Below are 24,953 nucleotides of genomic sequence, written 5' to 3'. Positions count from 1 at the left end.
GCCATCACGCAACGCAAGGATCGTCATGCCCGCCAAGCCCATCGCCCCTGAAACCCTGCAGCTCATAGATGCCGTGCGCGATGCGCTGCAGGATTGCACAGCCGTGGAAGAGAAGACCATGTTTGGCTGCCATGTGTTCATGGTCGACGGCAAGATGTGCCTGGGCGTGGAAAACGACGAGTTGCTGGTGCGCCTGCCCCCCGCCAGTCATGCGCAGATTGCGGAGATGCCGGGCGTGCGTCCGCTGTCCTCGCGCGGACTGATGGACGGCTATTTTCTCGTCGGCCCCACGGCCTACGCCAGGCGTGAACAGTGGCAGCACTGGATCAGCGAAGCCCTGGCCTTCAATCCGCTGGCAAAGGCCACACCAAAACGCAAGACCGGCAGCAAGGCCAGCAGCGAGACCGATAGCAAGAAGCCGGGCGAGGGAGAAAGTCCTGCCGGCCAAGGCACCGGCAGCGGGCGCAAGCGCACCAGGGCTGCCCCGAAACCGGCTGATGCAGACGTCCCCAGAAAACATCCTATTTTCGACAGCGAATAAGCACAAAGGACTGACCTCATGGCCATACGCATAGTCCAGCTAGGCAGCGAACGCGCCCCCGACGAGGGCCTGCGCATAGGTACGGTGCGCAGACCGCCGCGCGGCGTGCCCAAGGCCGAGTTCGCAAGCCGCAACTACTACGACTGCTGGTATCCCGAGCTCTCGCCCGAGGTGGAGCTGATGCAGCAGGCCCTGGAGGCCATCAAGCTGCGCACGGCCGGCCAGGAGGCACAGGCCGACAAGCTCTGGAAGCAGTTTGAAAAGCAGTTCCGCAAGCAACTGGCCGAGCCCGCAGCCGATCGCACCCTAGGCCTGCTCGCAGCCTTGTCGCACAGCTCCGCCTTTTCTCTGGGCTGCTACTGCGACGACGAGGCGCATTGCCACCGCAGCATCTTGCGCAGCCTGCTCGCTGACAAGGGTGCCATTCTCAAGAATTAAGCGAAAAACCAATCAATCGCTTATGGATAAAGCGCTAGACGCTATCAATTCAATAACAGCAAGGAGACAGACATGCAAATCGCTTTTATCGGTCTGGGCAATATGGGTGCGCCCATGGCCGTCAATCTGGCCAAAGCCGGCCACAGTGTCAAAGCCTTCGACCTGAGCCAGGAGGCCATCGCCAAGGTCGTGGCCGCCGGCGCACAGGCGGCCTCCAGTGCCCAGGAAGCCGTGCAAGGCGCCGAAGCCGTCATCACCATGCTGCCCGCCAGCCAGCATGTAGAGAGCCTGTTCCTGGGCCGCGACGGCGCGGCCGGTCTGCTCGCGCACATCGCCAAGGGCACGCTGGTGATCGACAGCTCCACCATCGCCGCGGCCACCAGCCAGAAGGTGGCCAAGGCGGCCCAGGAAGCGGGCATAGACTTTATCGACGCCCCTGTTTCGGGCGGTACTGGCGGAGCCATTGCCGGCACGCTGACCTTCATGGTCGGCGGCAGCGACGCGCAGCTGGCACGCGCCCAGCCATTGCTCGAAAAAATGGGCGCCAATATCTTCCACGCGGGCGGTGTCGGCGCGGGCCAGACGGCCAAGATCTGCAACAACATGCTGCTGGGCATTCTGATGGTGGGCACCAGCGAAGCAATCGCTCTGGGCGTAGCCAACGGTCTGGACCCCAAGGTGCTGTCCGAAATCATGCGTCGCAGCTCGGGCGGCAACTGGGCCCTTGAAAAATACAACCCCTTTCCCGGCGTGCATGAGAACGCGCCGGCCAGCAAGGGCTATGCAGGCGGCTTCGGCACGGACCTGATGCTCAAGGATCTGGGCCTGGCGCAGGACAACGCCACGGCCAACCGCGCCAGCACGCCGCTGGGCGGCATGGCGCGCTCCATCTATGCGGCGCACAGCCTGTCCGGCCATGGCGGCGAAGACTTTTCCAGCATCATCAAGATGCTGCAGAAAAAGGCCTGAGACCATGGCCCTGCCCCACGCCCAACCCGGGGTTCCCGTCGAAGTGCAGCCCTACGGCACCTCGCTGGGAAACCAGAAGACCGCTGCACTATTCAAGTCCGACACTCTGGAAGTGATCCGCCTGGTGTTGACGGCAGGCAAACGCCTGCCTGCGCATCAGGTGCAGGGCGAACTGACGATTCAATGTCTGGAGGGACGGCTCGCCGTCATCCAGGGCGCAAGCCGCCAGACACTGAGCGCGGGGCAGCTGCTGTTTCTGCCCGCCCAAACCATGCATGAGGTCGAGGCCGAGCTCGACTCCTCGGCCCTGATCACCATCGTGCTCCACAGCCACTAACCACCAGATCCGGTCACCGGCCAGCTGACCCCGCTCTGCTGCAGCGGGTATCACAGCTGGCCCCGGGCTTGAAACCTGTCAGGCTGTCAGCTCTGATTCCGCAAGCGCTGACAGCCATTCTTTCTGAAGCGGACGGCTCCTGCTGAAGACTCCTTGTCTGCCCACGCAAATCGACTCCTGCTGACGCTTGCCACGGTGGTGCAAATCGCTGTCCTGTGTTTAAGATGGCCCCAGAGGAAGTGATCGCTGCGTTGCTCTCAAGGAGCTCTCCATGATGAAGCTGACTGGACAGAACATTCTCATCCTCGGCGCCGGCAAGATCGGCTCAACGATCGCCGACATGGCTGCCGAGCTGCATGAAGCCACCGTCACGCTGGCCGATATGCAGCCCCCGCCCGGCAACGACCCGCAGATCCGCCCGCTGCAGCTGGACATCGACGACGATGCAGCGCTGACCCACGCACTGCAGCAGCACTCTCTGGTCATCAATGCACTGCCCTTCTTCTGTGCCGAGCGCGTGGCCCGGGCTGCGGCGCGGCAGGGCGTGCATTACTTCGATCTGACCGAGGATGTGGCGGCCATGCGCGCCATACAGGACATGGCGGCGCAGGCACGCTCGGTGCTGATGCCGCAGTGCGGACTGGCACCGGGCCTGATCGGTATGCTGGGCGGCCATCTGGCCCAGCAGTTCGATGAGCTGTTCGATCTGCAGCTGCGCGTGGGCGCGCTCACGCGCCATGCGACGAATGCGCTGCGCTACCACTTCACCTGGAGCGTGGACGGCGTCATCAACGAGTACTGCAAGCCCTGCAACACCATCGTCAACGGACAGCCCATGCTGGTACCGCCTTTGGAGGGGGTCGAGCCGCTGATCCTGGACGGCGAGAACTTCGAGGCCTTCAACACCTCGGGTGGTCTGGGCACGCTGTGCGAGACGCTGCAAGGCCGGGTGCGCAATCTCAATTACAAGACCATACGCCACCCCGGCCACCGCGATGCCATGCATTTGCTGCTGCATGGACTGCGCCTGATCGAGCGACGCGATCTGCTGCGCCAGGTGCTCGAAGGCGCGGTGCCCCACAGCCGCGAAGACATGGTGGTGGTTGCCGCCATGGCCAGCGGCAAGCGCGCGGGCCGGCTGGAGCAGCTGACGCGCGGCGCCCGCATCTTCGGTGCGGCGCTGCGCGGCAGACAGCGCACGGCCATAGAGCTGACGACCTCGGCCGGCATGCTGGCCGCCGTGGAGCTGTTCGCCACGGGCCAGCTGCCGCAGCAGGGCTTTGTGCGCCAGGAGCAATGCACACTGGCCGCACTCTCGAACACCCGCGTGGCCCCCTACTTTGAAGGCCTGCTCGGCTGAAGCCTGTATCTCACACCAATCAGGAGGGACTGCCATGACCGCCATCTCCGCTGCCGACTTCCAGACCGTGCTGAGCCGCTGCGGCATAGCGCTGCAGGCCCTTGAGGGCAAGGACATCAGCGTGCACTCGCCCATCGACGGCACGGAACTGGCCAGTCTGGCCGCCCTGCCCGGTGCCCAGGTGCCTCAGGTCATAGACCATGCGGTGCAGGCTTTCAAGCAGTGGCGCCTGGTGCCCGCCCCGGTGCGTGGCGAGCTGGTGCGGCTCTGGGGCGAGGAGCTGCGCCGCGCCAAGGCCGATATAGGCCATGTGATTTGCTGCGAGGTCGGCAAGATAGCTCAGGAAGGCCTGGGCGAGGTGCAGGAAGGCGTGGACATATGCGAATTCGCGCTGGGCCTGTCGCGTCAGCTGCATGGCAAGACCATTGTTTCCGAGCGTCCCGGCCACCGCATCATGGAGCAATACCACCCGCTGGGGCCGGTGGCCGTCATTACGGCCTTCAACTTTCCCAGCGCCGTCTTCGCGTGGAACGCGGCGATTGCCCTGGTCTGCGGCAACCCGGTGATATTCAAGCCCTCCGACAAGGCACCGCTGTCGGGCCTGGCCACCTTCAAGGCGCTGGAACGCGCCATTGCCCGGTTTGGCGACCGGGCTCCGGCAGGTCTGGCGCAGATCGTGCTGGGCGGCGCAGCTGTCGCCGAGGCCCTGGTGGACAGCCCCCGGATTGCGCTGGTATCGGCCACGGGATCGAGCCGCATGGGCCGCGCCGTGGGTCCCAAGGTGGCGGCGCGCTTTGGCAAGCGCATTCTGGAGCTGGGCGGCAACAATGCCATGGTGGTCACGCCGGCAGCCGATCTGGATCTGGCCGTGCGCGCCATTGTCTTCAGCGCCGTGGGTACGGCCGGCCAGCGCTGCACCTCGCTGCGCCGCCTGATCGTGCACCGCGATGTCAAACAGCCGCTGCTGGACAGGCTGCTGCCGGCCTACCGCAGCCTGCTCATCGGCAACCCGCTGCAGCCGGATACCCTGGTCGGCCCGCTGATCAACCAGGCATCGTTCGAGGCGCTGCAGCACTCGCTGAGTCAGGCGCTGAAAGACGGCGGTCATTTGCTGACGGGCGGCCAGCGCCAGCTGGAGCAGCAGTTTCCGCAGGGCTTTTATGTGGCACCGGCGATCGTGGACATGCCGGCCCAGACCAGCATCGTGCGCCACGAGACCTTTGCCCCGCTGCTCTATGTGCTCAGCTATGAGGATCTGGAGCAGGCCATTGCGCTCAACAACGATGTGCCTCAGGGCCTGTCCTCCTGCATCTTCTCCAACGATCTGCGCGAGGTGGAAGTCTTTCTGAGCACGGCCGGCTCGGACTGCGGCATGGCCAATGTCAATATCGGGCCCAGCGGTGCCGAGATCGGCGGCGCCTTTGGCGGCGAAAAAGAGACTGGCGGCGACCGTGAGAGCGGCTCGGACGCCTGGAAGCAATACATGCGCCGCACGACCAACACCATCAACTACTCGCGCGAGCTGCCGCTGGCGCAAGGCATTCAGTTCGGGTGAAGCACAGGCCTTGCCATCTTTGACTGCCGGGGAAAACCGGGCCCCATGGAGCTGCTTTTCTCGCTGAGCAGCAAGAGATGCACCGCAGTTGCGGGCCTAGCGGACTGCGGCTGGGAGTTCTGGCTGTGCGGCCTGCACCAGGTTCTGCACGCTGGTCACAAAGGCTTCGAGCACGGCCGGCATGCCCCGTGGCCGCCAGGCCAGAACTGCCGGCGTGGTCACCCGGCTGCCGCGCAGCGCCGCAAAGCGCACGCCGTTCATGCCCACGGTCTGCATGCAGGCCGGCACCAGGGCCACGCCCTGACCGGCAGAGACCAGGGCCATGACGGTCAGCCACTGGCGCGCGGCATGCCGTGTATGGGGATGGATGCCGGCCTGCTGCAGACAGACGATGACGTTGTCGTAGTTAGCCGGCGCCACCTCGCGCGCAAACATGACAAAGGTATCCTGGGCCAGTTCGCGCAGGTCGATTTCGCCGCGCCGGGCCAGAGCATGGTCGCTGGGCAGGCAGCAGACAAAAGCCTCCTCGCCTATGGACAGCGTGCGTATATCGTCCTGGGGCGTGCCGATGTTGAGAAAGCCGCAGTCGATCTGCCCCCTGGCAATGGCCTGCAGCTGATCGCGCGTGGACATCTCGTGCAGGCATAGCTCGACCAGCGGGCGCTCGGCACGAAAAGCCCGGCAGAACCCAGGCACCTGCCGGTAGACCATGGACCCCGTGATGCCGATGTCCAGCCGCCCCTGCAGCCCCTGGGCCACGCCGCGCACCACCTCGGCCGCATGCTGGAGCTGAACCAGCACCTTGCGCGCCTCGTGCAAAAAGGCCTCGCCTGCGGGGGTGAGCTTCACGTTCTTGGCGTCGCGCTCCATGAGCATCGTGCCCAGATCCTGCTCCAGCGTCTTGAGCGCCATGCTCAGCGGCGGCTGGGTGATGCACAGGCGCTGGGCGGCCCGGCCGAAGTGCAGCTCCTCGGCCAGGACCACAAAGTAACGCAGCAAATGGGTTTTCATCATGTTTCGCTAAGTTTGGCCAAGACCATACTCGATGCGACAAGACGCCGGGAGTTCGCCTCGGTGGCTCATATGCCTCGCTCACCAACTCCTGCGGTCATGTAGCTGCAACAGAGAATTCAATTCAAATCAGCCTCTAGCCCTTTCACAGCATGCGCAAGCAGCTATCAAAAACAGCTATCAGATTTGTCGCCAGCGACAGAGGCCTTGCCGGCCACGCCGGGATTTCGCCCCGGCGGGCGACTCACTTTCTTGCTTGTGCAAGAAAGTAAGCAAAGAACACAACCCTACCGTCCGCGTCCCTGCGCTTCGCTACGGGCAAACCTGCGTCACGCCATTCAGACTGCGGTGCCGCCCAACTCGCTGCGCGGCACGCCGCTTCGCTCAGACAGACGGCGGCAAGTCAGTTCACGATGCAACGCTGTCCTGCGGCAGCGTTGCCCGCAGCCCGAACCGCGTGCCGCAGGCGCAGACACACGGGTAGATACGGGCGGCCTGCATGAGTTGCGACGAAGCCGGCCTCTGGCGCTTTAAAGATTGCGATAGCACCTACTAGTTTTCCAAAGAAGCTATCCCGCATCCGGTCTTGCCCCTTGTGCCCACGCCTGCGGCGGCAAGTTCTTGTGGCGCGCAGTTGCACCGCAGAGTGCAGCTGCATCGTCATCAAATTTGCGGCCGTTTGTCTGAGCGAAGCGGCTTGCCGCGAAGTGAGTTGGGCCGCACAGCCGCAAGAGCTTGACGACGCAGGTTGCCCGCAGGCACAGCCGGCGGGACGGGGGCAGCAGGGACTGTGTTCTTTGCTTACTTTCTTGCACAAGCAAGAAAGTGAGGCGGCAGGCGGGCCGAGACCCGCCCTCTGCAAACAAACCAAGCAGGTCATTAGCTTCGCTCACCATCTCCTGTTGCCAGGCAGCCGCAACACAGATTTCAAGGCAAATCAGCCTCTAGCCCAATCACAGAAAGCGCAAGCAGCTATCAGAAACAGCACCACTTCGTTTGCTTGACCTACCATCCCTTGCCGCTCGGCCGATCAATACGACTTGGGCAATCCCAGCACCTTCTCCGCAATAAAGCACATGATGAGTTGCGGGCTCACGGGCGCCAGGCGCGGAATCCACGACTCGCGCATATAGCGCTCCACATGGAACTCCTTGGCATAGCCCATGCCGCCGTGCGTGAAGATGGCGGTCTCGCAGGCCTTGGCACAGGCTTCGGCGGCCAGGTACTTGGCGGCATTGGCCTCGGCGCCGCAGGGCAGGCCCTTGTCATAGAGGAAAGCGGCCTTCTGCACCATCAGGTGTGCGGCCTCCAGCCCCATCCAGGCCTGGGCCAACGGGTGCTGCACGCCCTGGTTCTGGCCTATGGGCCGGTCGAAGACCACGCGTTCGTTCGCGTACTGAGTGGCGCGCGCCAGGGCCGCACGGCCCAGGCCCACGGCTTCGGCCGCAATCAGGATGCGCTCGGGGTTGAGGCCGTGCAAGATGTACGAAAAGCCCTTGCCCTCCTCACCGATACGGTCCTGCACCGGGATGCGCAGCCCGTCGATGAAGAGCTGATTGGTGTCCACGCACTTGCGGCCCATCTTCTCGATCTCGGTCACGGCGATGCGGCTGCGGTCCAGGTCGGTGTAGAACAGCGACAGGCCTTCGGTGCCCTGGCACTCCTCCACGGGCCTGGTGCGGGCCAGCAGCAATATCTTGTTGGCCACCTGGGCCGTGGAGATGAAGACCTTCTGCCCGTGCACCACATAGACATCGCCGTCGCGCACGGCACGGGTCTGCAGCTTGAGGGTGTTGAGTCCGGCATTGGGCTCGGTCACGCCGAAACAGGCCTTGTCCCGGCCAGCGATCAGCGGCGGCAGCCAGCGCTGTCTTTGTTCATCCGTGCCGAAGACCACGGCCGGGTGCAGGCCGAAGATGTTCATGTGCACGGCCGAGGCGCCCGACAGTCCGGCCCCCGTGGCCGAGATGGTGTGCATCATCAGAGCAGCCTCGGTAATGCCAAGACCCGCACCGCCGAACTCCTCAGGCATGGCAATGCCCAGCCAGCCGGCTTCGGCCAGGGCCTGGTGGAAGTCGTGCGGAAAGCCGCCGTCCCTGTCCTTCTTCAGCCAGTAGTCATCATCGAAAGGCGCGCAGGCCCGCTGCACGGCTTCGCGGATCTGTTCCTGCTCGGCGCTCCATAAAAAATCCATGGCGGCTTCTCTCTATCGGTTGAATTTCAATGAAATCCGCCTCAAGCGCCTGTCTCACAAGCGCTATCAGCTATTGTTTTTTATCAATCAGGTCGGCGCACGCGCGCCGGGTTCTCGCCATAGGGCGGGCTGTAGATGACCAGCAGACGCACGGGCTGGTCGCTGGTGACGCGAAACACATGCATGCAGTCCTCCGGGAAGAAGCAGGTATCGCCCGCCTGCATGGCAAAGCGCTCGGTCTGGCCCTGGCTTTCCACCTCCACCTCTGCCGTGCCGTCCAGCAGATAGCAGGCCTGCTCCATGCCCGGGTGGGCATGCGGCAGTGCACCGCCGCCTTTTTCCAGCGTTCCAAGCACCACTTCCATATGCTGCGCGCCGACATTGGCCTGGCTGACCAAGCGCCTGTTCACCGTGCCATGGTGGTTGGCGGGGCTGTATCCCTGTATGTCCTGCTCGCGGATCAGATAGCGGGGCATATGTCTGTCTCTCTTTTATCGTTGGATGATGAAGCCTGCATGCAGGCACCGCTGGCCTGCAGCGCGGCGATCTGCGCCTCGCCAAGACCTGCCTCGCGCAGCACCTGCAGCGTGTGCTGACCCAGCTGCGGCGCCGCGCTGGCCTCGCGGCCTGGGGGCGTGGCGCTCCACTGCGTGGGATTGGCCGTGGTGCGCAGCCGCCCCTCGCTGGGATGCTCGATCTCGCGCACAAAACCCGTGGCCGCATGGTGGGGGTCGGCCAGCAAGTCCTCGGGCGAAGCCATGGGCATATTCGGCACGTCGGCCGCATCGAGCAGCGCACGCCACTCGGCCGTGCTGCGCTCGCGCATCAGGCTCGCCACCTCGGCATAGACGGCATCGATATTCGCTGCGCGCTGGCCATGGGTGGCGAACATGGGCTCGCGCATGCGCTCGCCCTGGCCTATGGCCTGGAAAAAGCTGTGCCAGTGCTTGTCGTTGTAGATCAGCACGCAGAGATGGCCGTCGCTGGTGCGGTAGGGCTTGCGATGGCGCGTCAGCAGCCGCGCATAGCCGGCATCGCCCAGCGGCGGCTCGAAGCTCAGCCCGGCCATGTGATCGCCCAGGATGAACTGCGTCATGGCCTCGAACATGGGCACGACCACCGCCTGGCCCTGGCCGCTCTTCTCACGCGCATACAGCGCAGCGGTGACCGCATAGACCGCATGCAGGCCCGTGACCCGGTCTCCCAGCGTCATGGGCGCATAGGACGGCTCGCCCCCGCCGTACTGCTGGGCCAGCCAGGGCACGCCGGTCGCCCCCTGTATCAGATCGTCGTAGGCAGGCTTGGCCGCATAGGGGCCGGCCTGATCGAAGCCGCAGCAGCTCACATGGATCAGGCGCGGATGGCTCTGCTCCAGCGTCTGCCAGTCCAGCCCGAGTCTGGCCATGGCCTGGGGCCGCACATTGCTGATGAAGACATCGGCATCGGCCAGCAGCTGCAGCAGCGCCTGGCGTGCTGCGGCCTGCTTGAGATCAAGCACCACGGAGCGCTTGCCCTGGTTGGCCTGCAGAAAAATGGGGCCCATGCCGGGGTTGCGCATGGGGCCTACATGGCGCATGTTGTCGCCCTCGGGCGATTCCACCTTGATCACATTGGCACCCAGGGCGGCCAGAATCTGCGTGGCAAACGGCCCCATGATCACCGAGGTCATGTCCACGATCCTGACGCCGGCCAGGGGACCGGCTGATGTACCCGCTGTGTGACCCGCTGACGGGCCCGCTGTGCGGCCTGCAGCCTGACGGCTATCGCTATGCATGCTCGTCATCTCACTGCGCCTCGATGCCGGCCTGCTTGACCAGTTGCCCCCATTTGGCGAGCTGCTCCTTCACATAGAGCGCGAACTCGTCGGGTGTGGCCGTGGGCCAGACTTCGAAGCCGACCTGGGCCAGTTGCTCCTGCACGGCCTTGTCCTTGAGGATGAGCTGCAGCTCGCCGTTAATGCGCTCGGCTATGGCCTTGGGCATGCCTGCCGGGCCGAAGATGCCGTTCCACGAGGTGATGTCGAAGCCCGGCAGCGTCTTGCCGATGGCGGGCACATTGGGCAGCAGCTGCGACCCCTTGGCCGCCGTCACGCCCAGCGTGCGCACGCGCTCGGTCTTGAGCGTGCCCCAGGCCGAACCCAGATCGGCCACATACATCTGGATCTGGTTGCCCATCACATCGGTCAATGCCTGCGGGCTGGACTTGTAGGGCACGCCGGTGATCTGCGTACCCGTGATGTATTTGAAGGTTTCCGAAGCCACCAGCGAGGTGCTGTTGGGCGTGCCGTAGGAGAGCTTGTCCGGATGCGACCTGGCATAGGCAATCAGCTCGGCCACGGTCCTGGCCGGCACCGAGGGATGGACCACCAGCGCGAACGGCAGCTCGCCCACGCGGGCCACGGGCGTGAAGTCCTTGATGGGGTCGTACTTGAGCCCCTTGACCAGCCAGGGATTGGCCGAATGCGAGGTGTTGGTGGTCATGAACAGCGTATAGCCGTCCGGCTTGGCCTTGACCACATGCGCGGCTGCAATCTGGGCATTGGCCCCGGCCCGGTTGTCCACCACCACGGGCTGCTTGAGTCGCTCGCCCAGCTTGTTGGCCACCACGCGCGCCACCGCATCGGTGCCGCTGCCCGCGGCAAACGGCACCACCAGCGTGATGGGGGCTGCGGGATAGCTCTCCTGAGCCAGCACCGTCCCGCCAAAGCCCATGCTCATGGTGGCTGCCAGGCCTGCGCTCGCACAGGCGCGCAGTAAGAATCGCTTGTTCATGCTTGTCTCCTTGTTCAGGCTGCGGCACCTGTATCCGGTGCCTGCACTGCATGCTGAAGCGTTCAATGATTCAAGTCCAATTGTTTAAACCGCATGAATGATTTGATTTGCGAATCATTAAATCCAGCTGGACATTCCCAGCCGCTGCGCACGACGCCTCGCCTTCCCCCTCTACACGAAAAAATGAGCCGGATTTGTACCTGCGTCCCCAGCCCTTATGCCCTTGAGGTGGCGGCAGCGGCCCGCTCTGGCCAGGCCCAGAGACGTCGAGATCGGCGGAGCTTTTGGCGGCGAGAGCGGCTCGGACGCCTGGAAGCAATACATATGCTGCACTAGCAACGCCATCAGCTATTCACGCGAGCTGGCGCTGACGCAAGGCATTCAGCTTGAGCAAATAGCTGGAGCGGATACGGCGTTGAAGCGTCGCTCAATGGCAGACTGTCGCCTTGTTTCTTCTGTATTCCTCTGACCATGGCCGAGCCTCTCAAGCACCCCGGCATCGACATCGAGTTCCATGCCGACCCGTCTCTTTTGCTGGCGCCCTTCGATATCTATGATCGGGAAGAGTCTCTGGGTCAGGAACTCGCTGCCTATGATCCCAACGATCCCAAGCAATTGCTGCAGTTGCTCGATCGCTATTTCTTTCCCTGCTGTGAGCAGGCTTCATGGAGCACTGCGCATAAAGTGATGCTGACCCGGTCATTGCAAGCCGCCTTGCAAAGCCTGCAATACGACTTTGCAGCCCCACTGGAAGACAGCCACGACGACTGCTTCTACCTGCCCGCAACCTGGCAGATTCAGGCTCCTCGACAGTTCTTCCTGAACGCTTATTCGATCCTGCTGAAACGCTGGGCTGCAGAATTCGCCGCAGCAGGCTTCAGCCCCATGCCTGCCGAGAATCTACGACACCTGGCATGACAGCTGCCAGTCGCGCCCGGGCCTCAGTGATACGCGCCAAACAGCGCTGATGAACAACGAAACGAGGCGATAAGGCCTGATGCCCTACAGCGCTGTCACAAAACGGTGATTGAACTTGGGCCCCACTCGGGGGAGAATGCCTTATTACCGCTTTCGCTCAGGTGCTGTCATGGACCATATCCACTCCACGCCCACCCACCAAGCTCTGGATGTCGCTCCTTACGGAGCCAGGCTTCCTGCCGCTCACTCGAGCGTGCTCTTCAAGGCGGAAGATCTGGAAGTCATTCGCGTCGTGCTGCGCTCGGGCCAGTCGCTGCCGCCGCATCGCGTGCCTGGCAGCGTCAGTCTGCAATGCCTGGAAGGTCGGCTCGAAGTTCTCATCGGCCAGACCGTGCATGAGCTGGGCCCCAAGCAACTCATGCATCTGCCAGCCAATATGCCCCATGCCGTACGCGCCATGGAAGACTCGTCTGCGATTGCCACCATCGTGCTCTGTGAGGCCTGAAGAATTTCTATCGAACAGGCAAAAACTGCATGAAAGGGCCGGCAAGCAATCCCTGCGCATAGCCGATGACGGAGCGCCGGTAGCGCTCGGTGGTGTAATCCGCCACCAGATCCAGCCGGCCGATGATCTTTCCCATCTCGCGCTCGAAGCTCAGGTTGCGCCCCTCTTCCGCTATCTGATTCGATAGCAGCAAGGGCTTTCCACCGGGAGCTTTACGCGAGTTGAGAATCCAGTTGGCAATTTCCAGATTGCGCGCTGCATTGAAGACATGCTGCGGATCCAGTCCGTCGATCAGCGTGAAGCTGGTGCGCCCGCCATGCGCGGTGATCAGCATGTCGGCTGCTGCATGGACGAAGGCCGCGACCCGGTCCCCTGCGAACTCGGGCTGCAAGGCCAGGGACAGCGCTGCCACATCGCGCTTGTCCTGCAGTTCATGCCAGGGCTGGCGCTCCATGACGGCAATGCGCACATAAGTCATGGCCGCCTCCCGGCTGGAGGCGGTCTTTTTCCATTCGGCGGGGTTGCGGCGATAGAGCTTGTCCATGATGAGAAACAGGCTCTCCAGATTTTCCTTCATGGCCAGCGTTGCCATGCGGTTGCTGTCGGACTGCAGCAGCTCGCGCGAGTGAAAGTCCTCGCCCTTCACTTCGCCGTGATTCGTGGGGGCACTGGAACAAGCGGCCAAAGCGCAAAGCACAAGCCCTGACAGCAGCCACCGCCCCATGAGCGGGCGAGCACGCAGGAAATCGCGCGTGCAGTGGCCTGCGGCGGCATGGGGCAAAGCTCGTGCGGCTGTCATGCTACAAACATAACAGCAGATGCAACGTGTTCAATCACGCCAGAGGCGCGCGATTGTTATCAATCGTGAACAAAGCCCGGGCCCGTTCACCGGCCAGGACGCTATTTGCGCAGCTGCCGGAGGATCTGCTCCAGCACCTTCCATGGCTCGGTCTGGTCGGCCATCGCCACGGGCACGCGCAGCTTGCTGCTGGTTGCCTGCTGCGGCGAAAACAGCAGGCCCGGTGCCAGCAGCAGATTGCTCAGCGCCGCCTGACGCGCCAGAACCTCGGTGTCCACGCCGCAATCGACCCAGGCAAAAGTGCCGGCCACGGGTTCGTACTCCGCATGGCAGCCCAGCGCTTCGAGCTTGCGCAGGCAACGCCCGCGCGCGCGGTCCACGCGCTCGCGCAGCCGGTCCACATGCTTGCGAAACGAACCGTCGGCCAGAATATGGTGCACGATCTGCTCCGCCGGCAGCGAAGAGGTCAGGCCTGCCAGCAGCTTCATGTCGGTCAGGCGGTGCACATACTCGGGTTTGGCCGCGATATAGCCCACGCGCAGGCCGCCCGACAAGGTCTTGGAATAGCCCCCCACCAGAATCACGCGCTGCAATCTGTCCATGGCCGCCAGCCTCAGCGGCATGGCGCCCAGGAATTCGGCATAGGTGTCGTCCTCTACCAGCAGGAAATCATGGCGCTCGGCAATGCGCAGCACCTCGTGGGCCACGCCGGCAGACAGGCTCAGCCCCGTGGGATTGTGTACCGCCGTGTTGAGGATGAAGAGCTTGGGCTTGTGGCTCTGGGCCAGCGATGCCAGGGCAGCCACATCGGGCCCGCCGGGCAGGCGCGGCACGCCGACCACATTCACACCCATGTACTTGAGCCGCCCGAAGATCAGGAACCAGGCCGGATCTTCGACCAGCACGGTATCGCCGGGCTTGAGAAAGCAGCGCACGACCAGATCCAGCCCGTGGGTCACCCCGCCCACCGTCATGAGATTGGCCTCGGGATGGGCCGGCACCTCCTGGGCTTGCAGATTCGAGGCGATCTGCTGGCGCAATGGCAGAAAGCCCTGTGGATGGCCATAGCTGAGAAAGCTCTGCTCGGCCCGCGCATTGTTACGGGTGATGGCGCGCATGGCGCCCGTGATCAGGCCTTGATCCATCCAGCTCGAAGGCAAACAGCCCGCCCCCCCCGGTGCCCGCGCTGTCATCACGAAAAATGCCGCGCAGCAGATAAGCGGTGTCGAAGTCCGCCGGCTGCGCCGAGGCGGCAGCAACGGCGGCAGGCTCCATCACGCGGCGCTGGGCCGCTACATAAAAACCGCTGCCGCGCCGCGATTGCACCAGGCCCTGGGCAGCCAGCTTGTCGTAGGCCTGGACCACGGTGTCGCGGCTGACACCTGCGCTTTCCGCCAACGCCCGCACCGAAGGCAGGCGCACGCCCACACGCAGGCCGTGGTTGCGGATCAGCCCGCCGAAATGCTCGACCAACTGCTCCACCAGTCCCACCGCACTGGAGCGCATGGGCTGCCAGCCCAGGGATGCCGTAGCGGCCACAGGCAAGGCTGCCGGGGTCGCTGCCCTGCCGTCGATATGAGCATCCAGCATGAAGTGCTTCCTCAAAGTGTCAGGTCAATTAGAGCAGGCCAGCTCATCAACTGGCCTGCAAAAGTGTACTGATAGTGTACCGACTACAGATCTTAGTATAGAGGCACAACGCTTATGCAGCCCCAAGGTTCACCATGTCATTTCTGCCTGAATCCTCTGCCTTCATCCTGCCATTGGCCATGTTTGCCTTTGTCAGCTCCGTGACGCCTGGCCCCAATAATGTGATGCTGACGGCCTCGGGGGCCACTTTCGGCTATCGCCGCAGCGTGCCGCATATGCTGGGCATCTGTCTGGGCGTGGTCATCATGGTGCTGCTGATCGGCGCGGGCCTGGGCAAGTTGTTCGAGGCCGAGCCCCGCATCTACACCCTGCTCAAATATGTGGGCGCGGCCTATCTGATCTGGCTGGCATGGAAAATCGCCCGTGCCGGCGGCGTGGACCAGGGCCAGTCGGGCAGCCGCCCGTTCAGCTTCTGGCAGGCAGCTGCCTTCCAGTGGGTCAATCCCAAGGCCTGGATCATGGCCGTGGGCGTGGTGGCGACTTACACACCGCGCGAAGGCTTTTTCGTCAATCTGATGTTGTCGGCCCTTGTTCTGGGCCTGGTCAACTACCCCAGCATCAGCGTCTGGACCCTGTTCGGCAGCACCGTGGGGCGCGCACTGCGTACTCCACAGGCACTGCGCATGTTCAACGGCGTGATGGCCGGCCTGCTGCTGCTGTCGCTGGTGCCCATCTTTGCCGAGCATGTCTAAACTCGGTCCATGCAATATGACATACGCCAACTGACCGAGTCCGACCTTTGCAGTTATCGCGCCCTGCGCCTGCAAGCCCTGACAGAATGCCCCACCGCCTTCGGTGCCACACCTGCCAGCGAACGGGCACTCGGCGATGCGCAGATACTGAGTCGTTTCGGCAGCACGCCAGGCCAAGCCATGTGGGGAGGCTTTGACGCAGACGGCAGACTCTGCGCCACCCTGGGCATGTATCGCGAGCAGGGAGAAAAGACTGCGCACAAGGGCAATCTCTTTGCCATGTACGTGGCTGCGGCGGCCCGAGGCCAAGGCCTGGCCCGCCGCCTGCTGGAGACGGCTGTTGAGCACGGCAGAGCGCTGAACTTGCGACAGCTGATGCTGGGCTGCAATGCCGGCAACGGCAACGCACTACGCTTGTATGAGCAGGCAGGTTTTAGCGAATATGGGCTGGAGCCTGCGGCCCTGTATGTGGACGGCGAGTATTTCGACGAGGTGCTGATGGTGATGAAGCTGGACTAGTCCGCACCGCACCGGCCCGTTCCAGCTGGCATGCTTGAACAAGCGGCTTGGCTCAGCGCGCCTGCATCGCAATGATCTGCCGCGCCAGACCGGCGATGGCCTCATCCGAGAGCTGGTCTGTCTCCAGAACCTGGCGCCGGGGCCATTGCTCGAAGTGATTCGACTGGGAGCGCTCGTAGTGCGGGTCGTAGTGGCGCAGCATCAGCTCCTCGAACAGCGAAGGCAGCTCCCCGGCCCGAGCCCATTGCTGCCAGCGGCCCACGGTCTCCTTGCCCTGCAGCTCCTTGAGCCAGCCCAGCTTGGTGGCCAGCACTTCGGGATCGTCCCCAAGGTAGGCATAGTCGCGCAGCAGATAGGAAAGGCGTGCGGCGGTCGTCGCACGCACCTCGATGACCGGAGCCTTGTGCAGATGCTGCACCAGCACCAGCGGCAGGCCGACGCGGCCGATCTTGGCGCTCTCGCCTTCCAGATAGACGGGACGCGAGAGATCGAAGGTCTCCAACTGCTCGGCAATCAGGGTCTCGAAACGCTTCTGGCTGGGCTGCTCGATACCAGGCAGACCGCCCAGCAAGGAGCCCTTGTGGCTGGCATAGCCCTCCAGGTCCAGCACCTGCTCTCCGCTTTGGGCCAGCGCATGCAGTACGCGGGTCTTGGCCGAGCCGGTGGCACCGCAGAGCACGCGCATCTGCAGCTTAGGCACCAGGCTTTCAAGCTGCGCAATCACATGGCCGCGAAACGCCTTGTAGCCGCCGGCCAGTTGCTGGGCATCCCAGCCGACCAGACGCAGCCAGGTCACCATGGAGCCGCTGCGCAGGCCGCCGCGCCAGCAATAGACCAGGGGCTTCCAGTTGGCAGGCTTGTCGGCAAAGGTTTCGCGCAGATGGCGCGCCAGATTGGCCGACACATAGGCCGCCCCCAGACGCTTGGCCTCAAAAGGGCTGACCTGCTTGTAGATGGTGCCGATCTCGGCACGCTCGGCATTGCTCAGTACCGGACAGTTGATGGAGCCGGGGATATGGTCCTGCTCAAACTCGGCAGGCGAGCGAGCATCGATCAGGGCATCAAACTGGTGACGTTCGGGAACGCGAACGGGCTGGCGGTGGGACACGGCAGACTATCCATGGCTGCGCCTGACGGCCTGCATGGCTGCCAGGCAATGGCGTGTGGTCGGGCGCAAAGCGGGAATCGCGACAATGCGGCGATTCGACCTGAGGCTCGGCAACATGAAAAACCTGCAGTCTCATCTCAAGATGAAGCCCGGCAGGCCACGAAGCAAGGGCGTGGATCGAGCCTCGATACGCACAACGGTTGCGGCAATATTTTCCGCAACAGTCATTCCCTGTGTAGGAGGTATTTTCGCAGATATGCGGGGCTGCTTCAGCCACGGCCCCAAAACTGCACAGGGCGCAGCTGCTTGCACAACTGCGCCCTGTGTGAGGTCAAGTCAAGCTCCAGCACTTATGCGTCAAGCGCCTAAAGCTATCAGAATGATCAGGCCTGGCTATCCTGGCGCGCAAAGTATTCGCGCGTGAGCTGCACGATCACGGGTGAGAGCAGCAGCAGCGAGATCAGATTGGGAATCGCCATCAGCGCGTTCAGCGTATCGGCGACCAGCCAGGCAAAGTCCAGCGTGGCCACGGCACCCACAAAGGCGCTGATGGTCCAGAGGATGCGGAAGGGCTTTTCACAGATGGTGCCGACCAGATAGGTCCAGCATTTTTCACCGTAATAGGCCCAGCCCAGAATCGTGGTGAAGGCAAACACCGACAGCGAAACGGCCAGCACATATTTGCCCACGCCGGGCATGGCGGCCTCGAAGCTCTGGGTGGACAGCACGGCCCCGGTTGCGCCGGAATTCCAGACGCCGCTGACCACGATGGCCAGCCCGGTCATGGTGCAGACGATGATGGTGTCGATGAAGGTGCCCATCATGCCTACCAGCCCCGAGAAAACGGGGTCTCGCGTGGCACCCGCAGCCTGGGCGATGCCGGCCGTGCCCAGGCCCGCTTCGTTGGAAAAGATGCCGCGTGCCACGCCCATGCGGATGGCCATCAGCACCGTCGATCCCAGAAAGCCGCCCGTTGCCGCCGTGGGGCTGAAGGCCTGCTCGAAGATCAGTGCAAACGCCGCCGGAATGCGGTCGAAGTACACGCCCAGCACATAGAGCACGCAGATCACATAGGCCACGCACATGGCAGGCACCAGCTTTTCGGCCACCGCGCCGATGCGGGTGATGCCACCCAGCACCACGGCGCCGGTAAGCACGGCCAAGCCCAGGCCTGTGATCCAGCTCTCCAGGCCGAAAGCCGTGTGCATGGCCGATGCAATACCGTTGGACTGCACCATGGAGCCGATGCCGAAACCGGCCAGACCGCCAAAGATGGCAAACAGCGTACCCAGCCATTTCCACTTGCTGCCCAGACCGTTCTTGATGGCGTACATCGGGCCGCCCACCCACTGGCCGTGGTCGTTTTTCTCGCGGTACTTCACCGCCAGCACCACCTCGCCATACTTGGTAGCCATGCCCAGCAGCGCCGTCATCCACATCCAGAACAGTGCGCCCGGGCCGCCCACGGCAATGGCCGTGGCCACGCCGGCAATATTGCCCGTGCCCACGGTGGCGGACAGTGCCGTCATCAGCGCAGCATAGGGAGTGATGTCGCCATCTGCCTTGTCGCCGGGACGGCGGCTGCGCCAGATCATGCGAAAGCCGCGCACGATGTTGCGCAGCGGCATGAAGCCCAGGCGGATCTGCAGATAAAAACCCGTGCCGAGAATCAGCACGATCATGGGAACGCCCCAGACAATATCGTTGAGGGCTTTGAAGAGTTGGGTTAACCAGTCCATTGAGTGTCGTCTGCCGCAGCCAGCTTTCGCCTGCGGTCCATTGAATGGCAACAGTCCCGGAACATGTCTTTCACCCATGAGCGGCGAGTGCGGCAACCGCAAGAGGCCCGTGTGAGGCCCACGCACAGCGCACTATTCCTGTTTGCCGGTTGGCAAAGCGCCCTACTTTAATCCAGTCTGCGATCGCTTTTGGGCTGCCGCGGCCTATGACTCGCACAAGTGCGCAAAATCACGGTCAGTATCTTCACGGCACTCACTTGCGCGGGCGCAGCAGCATTTCATCGCCGCTCATCTGCACATCGAAGAAGCGCAGAAAGTTCTGGCCCAGCAAGGCGTCTTCGCTGTCGTCGCCCGTATAGCCCGTGCCCACGCGCACGTCGCGCACACGCAGGCTGGCGATACGGACCTCGTCGGCGGTGACGATGCGGCCGTCGCGTTCGCCGTTGGCCGTGCGAAAACGTACCTTCTCGCCACCCTCCAGACCGGCACGCTCGGCCAGCGCATCGGTCACGCTGACCGAGGTGGCACCGGTATCGACCATAAAGGTGACGGGCTGATCGTTGACATAGCCCTTGACACGGAAATGCCCGTCCATGCCGCGCTCTATGCGCACCGTGCCGTCGGCCATGACCTTGGCCTGGGCCGGCTTGAGGAAATGCTGCATGGCCAGATACATCGCAGCCATGACCACCAGCCAGAACAGCAGAAACAGCATGGTGCTGCGCCGTGCCACGGATTGCGGGGAAGGCTCGGACTCTGGCGAGGACTGGGGCGGCGGCGTGACATTCAGGCGCATGGGCAGGCAAACAAGCTGAGGACAATGCGGCCATTTTGCCAAGACCGGCGCCAAGGTCATACCCAACCATTACGGCGCCAGCGCCGCTACCGCGCTTACATTGAAGCTTGTTTGCAAATCTACCGGCCTGCAAGGTCGCCCAATATGAACACATCCAAGCTGCCCGCCCTGGTGCTGCACTATATTTTCGATCCTCTGTGCGGCTGGTGCTATGCCGCCGCCCCGCTGGTCAAGGCCGCGCGCGAAGTGCCCGGCATCGAGGTTCAATGGCATGCCGGCGGCATGCTGACTGGCGCCCACACGCGCACCATCACCGCAGACTGGCGTGACAAAGTCATGCCCAGCGACCAGCGCATTGCCGAGATGACGGGCCAGCCTTTTGGCGATGCCTATCTCAACGGCCTGCTCAATGACATTGGCGCGCCGCTGGACTCCGAGCCCCCAACCACGGCCCTGCTGGCCGCCGAAGCGCTGGCAGGCAAGGGCCTGGAGATGCTGGCTGCCGAGCAGAAAGCCCACTATGTGGAAGGCCGCCGCATCAGCGAGCCCGCCGTGCTGCGCGAGCTGGCAGCCGGCATCGATCTGGACAGCGCGGCCTATGACGCAGCCTACGCCGAGCAAAGCGGCGCGGCCACGCAAAAGCATATCGCCGAAAGCCGCGAATGGCTGGGCATGGTGCAGGGCCAGGGCTTTCCCACCCTGGCCCTGGAGTTCGACCACCCCGAGCAGGCCGGCCAACGCGCCGTGCAGCGCATCGAAATCGGCGAATGGCTGGGCGATGTCGACGGCTGGAAGCAGCAACTGGCCGCCTGGGCCGAGCAGATTGCCGAGCTCAATCAGCAGCAGGCCGGCGACACCGACACCAGTGGCGACCCCAGTTGCGGCCCCGACGGCTGCGAGCTGCCACCGCGCTGAGCGGCGTAGCCTGCGCGGCACACGCCTGCGCGGCAGATACTCTTTTATTCATAGCTTGCAGCGCTTGATATTTAAAGATTTCAGGCATTATTCAATCTAAATTCCTTATCTATTAAGTGCAAGCAGCTATCTTTTTTAATCCTTCTGCCGACGACTCCGCACCCTGACGCTATTGCCTTCGCTATTGCGGCAGGGCATAGGCGATCACATAGTCACCGCGCTTGGGCGACTGGCGTGCGCCACCGGCGGTGATCACCACATACTGCCTGCCGGTTCTGGGCGAGACATAACTCATCGGCCCGCCCTGGCTACCCACGGGCAGGCGCGAGCGCCAGATCTCCTTGCCGTTGGCGCTGTCGAAGGCGCGCAGATAAAAGTCCTGTGTGCCAGCGAAGAACACCAGCCCTGACTTGGTGACCATGGAGGGACCCAGCGTGGGCATGCCGATGGGAATTGGCAGCCACATGGGAATGCCCAGAGGACCGGTGTCACGCACCGTGCCCACGGGCACCTGCCATTTGATCTGCCGCGATTTCAGATCCACGGCCGTCATGGTGCCAAAGGGCGGCTTCTGACAGGGAATGCCCAGCGGCGACAGAAAGCGCTGGCGCATGGCACCAAACGGCGTGCCCTCCTGGGGCACGGCCCCCATCTCGATGCCGCTGGCGCCGGGCTTCATATCGGCGCGCGCGATCATGTAGTTCGCCAGACCCAGGCGCATATCGTTGACGAACATAGTCTGGCTGATCGGGTCTATGGAGACGCTGCCCCAGTTCATGCCGCCCAAGGAACCGGGAAACTGCAGCGTCGGCCCCATGCCCGGCGGCGTGAACACGCCTTGATGCTGCATGTCCTTGAAGGCAATCCGACACAGCAGTTGGTCGAAAGGCGTGGCGCCCCACATATCGGACTCCTTGAGAGTCTGGTTGCCGATATTGGGCATGCCCGTGGAATGCGGCTGGGTCGGCGCATAGCGCTCGCCGGGTACATGGCCTTGCGGCACGGGCAGCTCCTGCACCTCTGCCAGAGGCTCGCCGGTCTCGCGGTTGAGCATGAAGATCATGCCCTGCTTGGTCACCTGCAGCAGCGCGGGGTCCACCCCGCCCTGGGCATTGCTCACATCGACCAGAGCGGGCTGGGACGGAATGTCGAAGTCCCACAGATCGTGGTGCACGGTCTGGTAGAGCCAGCGCGGCTTGCCGGTCCTGATGTCCATGGCCACGATGGCGGAGCTGTTCTTCTCCATCTCCGCTGTGCGCTGGGCCGCATAGAAGTCCGGCGTCGCATTGCCCGTGCCCAGATAGGCCAGGCCCAGCCTGGCGTCATAGGACATGCCGCCCCAGACATTGGGCGAGTTGCGCGTATAGGTCTGTCCCTGCGGCGGCGGCCCGGTGATGTCGGGATTGCCCGGGTCCCAGGCCCAGACCAGCCTGCCGCTGTGCACATCGAAGGCTCGCACCACGCCCGAGGGCTCGTCGGTCGAGAAATTGTCAGCCACGCGCCCACCCACGATCACCAGGTTCTCGGCCACCAGCGGCGCCGAGGTCTGCTGATACCAGCCCTGCTTGACCTCGCCCATGCCCTGGGTCAGATCCAGCACGCCGTCCTTGCCGAAGTCGGTGCATGGCTTGCCCGAATCGGGATCGAGCGCGATCAATCGCGCATCGATGGTGGGCAGAAACAGACGACGCCTGCAGCCTGGCGCAACATCTCCGGGCTTGCCGAGGGCACCCGAGGCCTTGATTGCGGCCTCATTGCCATCGAAGTAACCCAGACCTCTGCAGCGCTGCCAGTTGGGTGACTTGGCCTCGGGGTCGAATTTCCACTTCTCCTCGCCCGTGTCCACATCCAGCGCCAGCACCTTGCCGTAGGCCGTGCAGACATACAGGCGGTCCCCGATCTGCTGCGGCGTGTTCTGGTCTTCGGCACCCGAGCCCGTGCTCTGTGGCACATCGCCGGTGCGTGCCGTCCAGGCCACGGCCAGCTTGTCGACATTGTCCCGGCTGATCTGCTCGACAGCAGCAAAGCGCTGTCCTGCGGGGCCCTGCCCCCAGTCCGTCCAGTCCGAGGCCTTGATCTCCATGGAGCCGACCGACGGCACCTCGGTGACCTCGGGGGCAATCACGCCCTTGGGCGAGAAGGCACTGACGGCCGTCGCGACGATGCCCAGGCCCAGCACCACCACCGACACTGCGGCTCCCAGGCGGCCATAATCGTTCATGACCAGCTTGCCCGCCTCAAGCTGCGCATAGCCCAGGGCCACCAGCAGGCCCAGCACGGCAAACACCATCAGACGCGAAACCAGCGGCCAGAACTCCCAGCCCGCATCCCACCAGGCCCAGACCAGGGTCAGCACAAAGGCCAGCGCATAGAGATGGGCGCCGGCCCTGCGCCGCGCCAGCAGCAGTGTGGCCGATGCCAGCATCGCCAGCCCCATCAGCACAAAGTACCAGCTACCTCCCTTGCCGAGCAGAATGCCGCCGCCTATGGTCAGGTACAGACCCATGAGCAGCATCAGCAACCCCACTGCAAGCCAGTACCAGCGCCCGTCATTGGATGAAGGAGCCATAGCCTCACCTGAAATTAATTGCCATTTGTGTATTGCACGCCTTAACGCCGATACACATCGACATACTTTCGAGGCTTTGCACGCCAGCCTCAGGACTACAAGCGCCAGGTAAGAAGGTATAAAAAAACCGCACCGTTGAAACGGTGCGGCCGCTGAGATGGCAGTGCCGGCAGATCTTCAAAGCTGCCAGGCAGGCGGCTCAGCTCAGTCCATCATCGAGATCACCACATCCCCGAAGCCCGAGCAGGACACCTGGGTCGCACCGTCCATCAGACGGGCGAAGTCATAGGTCACATGCTTGCTCTGGATGGCTTTTTCCAGCGACTCGACGATCAGATCCGCAGCCTCGCGCCAGCCCATATGGCGCAGCATCATCTCGGCGCAGAGAATCATGGAGCCGGGGTTCACATAATCCTTGCCCGCATAGCGCGGCGCCGTGCCATGGGTGGCTTCGAAGCAGGCAATGCTCTCCGACAGGTTGGCACCGGGCGCAATGCCGATCCCGCCCACCTGCGCGGCCAGCGCATCCGAGATGTAGTCGCCGTTGAGGTTGAGCGTGGCCACCACCGAATATTCGGCCGGACGCATCAGAATCTGCTGCAAGAAGGCGTCGGTGATCGAGTCCTTGATGACGATGTCCTTGCCCGTCTTCGGGTGCTTGATGCGGCACCAGGGGCCGCCGTCGATCAGCTCGGCACCGAACTCGCGCTGCGCCAGGGCATAGCCCCAGTCACGGAAAGCGCCTTCCGTGTACTTCATGATGTTGCCCTTGTGAACCAAGGTCACACTGGGCTTGTTGTTGTCGATGGCGTACTGGATGGCCTTGCGCACCAGGCGCTCCGTACCCTCGCGCGAGACGGGCTTGATGCCGATGCCCGAGGTTTCGGGAAAGCGGATCTTGTTGGCGCCCATTTCCTTGGCCAGGAAGTCGATGAGCTTTTTCGCCTTCTCGCTGCCGGCCGCGTATTCGATGCCCGCGTAGATGTCCTCCGAGTTCTCGCGGAAGATCACCATATTCGTCTTCTCGGGCTCCTTGAGCGGCGAAGGCACGCCCTTGAAGTACTGCACGGGGCGCAGGCAGACATAAAGATCCAGTTCCTGGCGCAGCGCCACGTTCAGCGAGCGGATGCCGCCGCCCACTGGCGTGGTCAGCGGGCCCTTGATGGACACGGCATAGTCGCGCACCGCGGCCACGGTTTCCTCGGGCAGCCAGACATCGGGGCCGTAGATGCGCGTGGCCTTCTCACCCGCATACACCTCCATCCAGGCAATCTTGCGCTGCCCGCCATAGACCTTGGCAACGGCTGCGTCTGCCACCTTGCGCATCACCGGCGTCACATCAACACCGACACCATCGCCCTCGATGAAGGGAATGATGGGTTGGCTCGGAACATTCAGTGTCTTGTCCGCGTTGACGCTGATCTTCTCCCCTTGCGGCGGAACCTGGATGTGCTGGGACGTGCTCATGTTGTGGAATCTCCTAGTCTTGAATACTGCGCGGTGGCGCACCTTTTTGGTGCTATTTTGTTGCCCCCGATTTTGGCACCTTGCTCTAAGCAAATTTTAA

At 63.3% G+C, this 24,953-nt stretch carries 22 protein-coding genes and 1 pseudogene; 11 read left to right on the top strand and 12 right to left on the bottom strand.

The window, feature by feature from the left end:
- The first annotated feature begins 25 nt into the window (after positions 1-25).
- From V8Z78_RS12675 to amaB, 6 genes are all read left to right on the top strand, one after another.
- The gene (locus V8Z78_RS12675; protein ID WP_349731483.1) at positions 26-541 is read left to right on the top strand and encodes a TfoX/Sxy family protein; all 516 of its coding nucleotides are present in this window, start codon (positions 26-28) and stop codon (positions 539-541) included.
- Positions 542-559: 18 nt separating this feature from the next.
- Positions 560-979 (top strand): DUF488 domain-containing protein, encoded by a 420-nt coding sequence (locus tag V8Z78_RS12670; protein WP_012838776.1) that lies wholly within the window; start codon positions 560-562, stop codon positions 977-979.
- 72 nt (positions 980-1,051) lie between these two features.
- Positions 1,052-1,948 (top strand): 3-hydroxyisobutyrate dehydrogenase, encoded by an 897-nt coding sequence (gene mmsB, locus V8Z78_RS12665; protein WP_179626318.1) that lies wholly within the window; start codon positions 1,052-1,054, stop codon positions 1,946-1,948.
- A 4-nt stretch (positions 1,949-1,952) separates the two neighbouring features.
- A complete protein-coding gene (locus V8Z78_RS12660; protein WP_349731482.1) occupies positions 1,953-2,285 on the top strand; it encodes a cupin domain-containing protein in 333 nt (110 codons plus the stop codon).
- 271 nt (positions 2,286-2,556) lie between these two features.
- Complete coding sequence (locus V8Z78_RS12655) at positions 2,557-3,645, top strand: saccharopine dehydrogenase family protein (RefSeq protein WP_063663089.1); 1,089 nt, start codon at positions 2,557-2,559, stop codon at positions 3,643-3,645.
- Positions 3,646-3,679: 34 nt separating this feature from the next.
- The gene (gene amaB, locus V8Z78_RS12650) at positions 3,680-5,200 is read left to right on the top strand and encodes an L-piperidine-6-carboxylate dehydrogenase (RefSeq protein WP_349731481.1); all 1,521 of its coding nucleotides are present in this window, start codon (positions 3,680-3,682) and stop codon (positions 5,198-5,200) included.
- A gap of 96 nt (positions 5,201-5,296) precedes the next feature.
- Here amaB and V8Z78_RS12645 read toward each other — a convergent pair whose 3' ends face one another.
- The 5 genes from V8Z78_RS12645 to V8Z78_RS12625 form a co-directional block, all read right to left on the bottom strand.
- Positions 5,297-6,214 (bottom strand): LysR family transcriptional regulator, encoded by a 918-nt coding sequence (locus V8Z78_RS12645; RefSeq protein WP_349731480.1) that lies wholly within the window; start codon positions 6,212-6,214, stop codon positions 5,297-5,299.
- A 1,027-nt stretch (positions 6,215-7,241) separates the two neighbouring features.
- On the bottom strand, positions 7,242-8,405 hold the full coding sequence (locus V8Z78_RS12640) for an acyl-CoA dehydrogenase family protein (RefSeq protein WP_349731479.1): 1,164 nt from the start codon (positions 8,403-8,405) through the stop codon (positions 7,242-7,244).
- Positions 8,406-8,488: 83 nt separating this feature from the next.
- On the bottom strand, positions 8,489-8,881 hold the full coding sequence (locus V8Z78_RS12635) for a cupin domain-containing protein (protein ID WP_349731478.1): 393 nt from the start codon (positions 8,879-8,881) through the stop codon (positions 8,489-8,491).
- Complete coding sequence (locus V8Z78_RS12630) at positions 8,866-10,188, bottom strand: CaiB/BaiF CoA transferase family protein (protein WP_349731477.1); 1,323 nt, start codon at positions 10,186-10,188, stop codon at positions 8,866-8,868. Before V8Z78_RS12630 ends, V8Z78_RS12635 begins: the two co-directional genes overlap by 16 nt.
- A gap of 1 nt (position 10,189) precedes the next feature.
- Complete coding sequence (locus V8Z78_RS12625) at positions 10,190-11,176, bottom strand: Bug family tripartite tricarboxylate transporter substrate binding protein (RefSeq protein WP_280009471.1); 987 nt, start codon at positions 11,174-11,176, stop codon at positions 10,190-10,192.
- Positions 11,177-11,647: 471 nt separating this feature from the next.
- Between V8Z78_RS12625 and V8Z78_RS12615 the strand changes: the two genes are divergently transcribed.
- Together V8Z78_RS12615 and V8Z78_RS12610 are read left to right on the top strand one after the other, a co-directional pair.
- Positions 11,648-12,094 carry a hypothetical protein gene (locus V8Z78_RS12615; RefSeq protein WP_349731476.1) on the top strand — a complete coding sequence of 149 codons (447 nt, stop codon included), beginning with the start codon at positions 11,648-11,650 and terminating at the stop codon, positions 12,092-12,094.
- Positions 12,095-12,263: 169 nt separating this feature from the next.
- Positions 12,264-12,599 (top strand): cupin domain-containing protein, encoded by a 336-nt coding sequence (locus tag V8Z78_RS12610; protein ID WP_029158280.1) that lies wholly within the window; start codon positions 12,264-12,266, stop codon positions 12,597-12,599.
- A gap of 7 nt (positions 12,600-12,606) precedes the next feature.
- Here V8Z78_RS12610 and V8Z78_RS12605 read toward each other — a convergent pair whose 3' ends face one another.
- The gene (locus V8Z78_RS12605; protein ID WP_349731475.1) at positions 12,607-13,398 is read right to left on the bottom strand and encodes a hypothetical protein; all 792 of its coding nucleotides are present in this window, start codon (positions 13,396-13,398) and stop codon (positions 12,607-12,609) included.
- 101 nt (positions 13,399-13,499) lie between these two features.
- A pseudogene (locus V8Z78_RS12600) lies at positions 13,500-14,988 on the bottom strand (aminotransferase-like domain-containing protein).
- A 134-nt stretch (positions 14,989-15,122) separates the two neighbouring features.
- On the opposite strand from V8Z78_RS12600, the gene V8Z78_RS12595 reads away from it, so the two are divergent.
- Together V8Z78_RS12595 and V8Z78_RS12590 are read left to right on the top strand one after the other, a co-directional pair.
- Positions 15,123-15,740, top strand: a complete 618-nt coding sequence (locus V8Z78_RS12595; protein ID WP_003067454.1) for a LysE family translocator — start codon at positions 15,123-15,125, stop codon at positions 15,738-15,740.
- A gap of 9 nt (positions 15,741-15,749) precedes the next feature.
- Positions 15,750-16,259, top strand: coding sequence for a GNAT family N-acetyltransferase (locus V8Z78_RS12590; RefSeq protein ID WP_012838791.1), 510 nt, complete (start codon positions 15,750-15,752; stop codon positions 16,257-16,259).
- A 52-nt stretch (positions 16,260-16,311) separates the two neighbouring features.
- On the opposite strand, the gene mnmH is transcribed toward V8Z78_RS12590, so the two are convergent.
- The 3 genes from mnmH to V8Z78_RS12575 form a co-directional block, all read right to left on the bottom strand.
- Positions 16,312-17,367, bottom strand: coding sequence for a tRNA 2-selenouridine(34) synthase MnmH (gene mnmH / locus V8Z78_RS12585; protein WP_349731474.1), 1,056 nt, complete (start codon positions 17,365-17,367; stop codon positions 16,312-16,314).
- A 383-nt stretch (positions 17,368-17,750) separates the two neighbouring features.
- Complete coding sequence (locus tag V8Z78_RS12580; RefSeq protein WP_046460196.1) at positions 17,751-19,106, bottom strand: alanine/glycine:cation symporter family protein; 1,356 nt, start codon at positions 19,104-19,106, stop codon at positions 17,751-17,753.
- A gap of 253 nt (positions 19,107-19,359) precedes the next feature.
- A complete protein-coding gene (locus V8Z78_RS12575) occupies positions 19,360-19,902 on the bottom strand; it encodes a retropepsin-like aspartic protease family protein (protein WP_046460195.1) in 543 nt (180 codons plus the stop codon).
- 144 nt (positions 19,903-20,046) lie between these two features.
- On the opposite strand from V8Z78_RS12575, the gene V8Z78_RS12570 reads away from it, so the two are divergent.
- Positions 20,047-20,817: a DsbA family protein gene (locus tag V8Z78_RS12570; protein ID WP_046460194.1), complete on the top strand. Its 771-nt coding sequence runs from the start codon at positions 20,047-20,049 to the stop codon at positions 20,815-20,817.
- A 181-nt stretch (positions 20,818-20,998) separates the two neighbouring features.
- Here V8Z78_RS12570 and V8Z78_RS12565 read toward each other — a convergent pair whose 3' ends face one another.
- Positions 20,999-23,386 (bottom strand): membrane-bound PQQ-dependent dehydrogenase, glucose/quinate/shikimate family, encoded by a 2,388-nt coding sequence (locus V8Z78_RS12565; protein WP_349731473.1) that lies wholly within the window; start codon positions 23,384-23,386, stop codon positions 20,999-21,001.
- A 204-nt stretch (positions 23,387-23,590) separates the two neighbouring features.
- Positions 23,591-24,853, bottom strand: a complete 1,263-nt coding sequence (gene icd, locus V8Z78_RS12560; protein ID WP_003067439.1) for an NADP-dependent isocitrate dehydrogenase — start codon at positions 24,851-24,853, stop codon at positions 23,591-23,593.
- Positions 24,854-24,953 lie beyond the last annotated feature (100 nt).

This window comes from Comamonas sp. wu1-DMT (assembly GCF_040187805.1).
Lineage (GTDB): Bacteria > Pseudomonadota > Gammaproteobacteria > Burkholderiales > Burkholderiaceae_C > Comamonas > Comamonas thiooxydans.
Note: the sequence above shows the minus strand (reverse complement) of the source record. Positions and strands in the feature narration are given on the sequence as shown.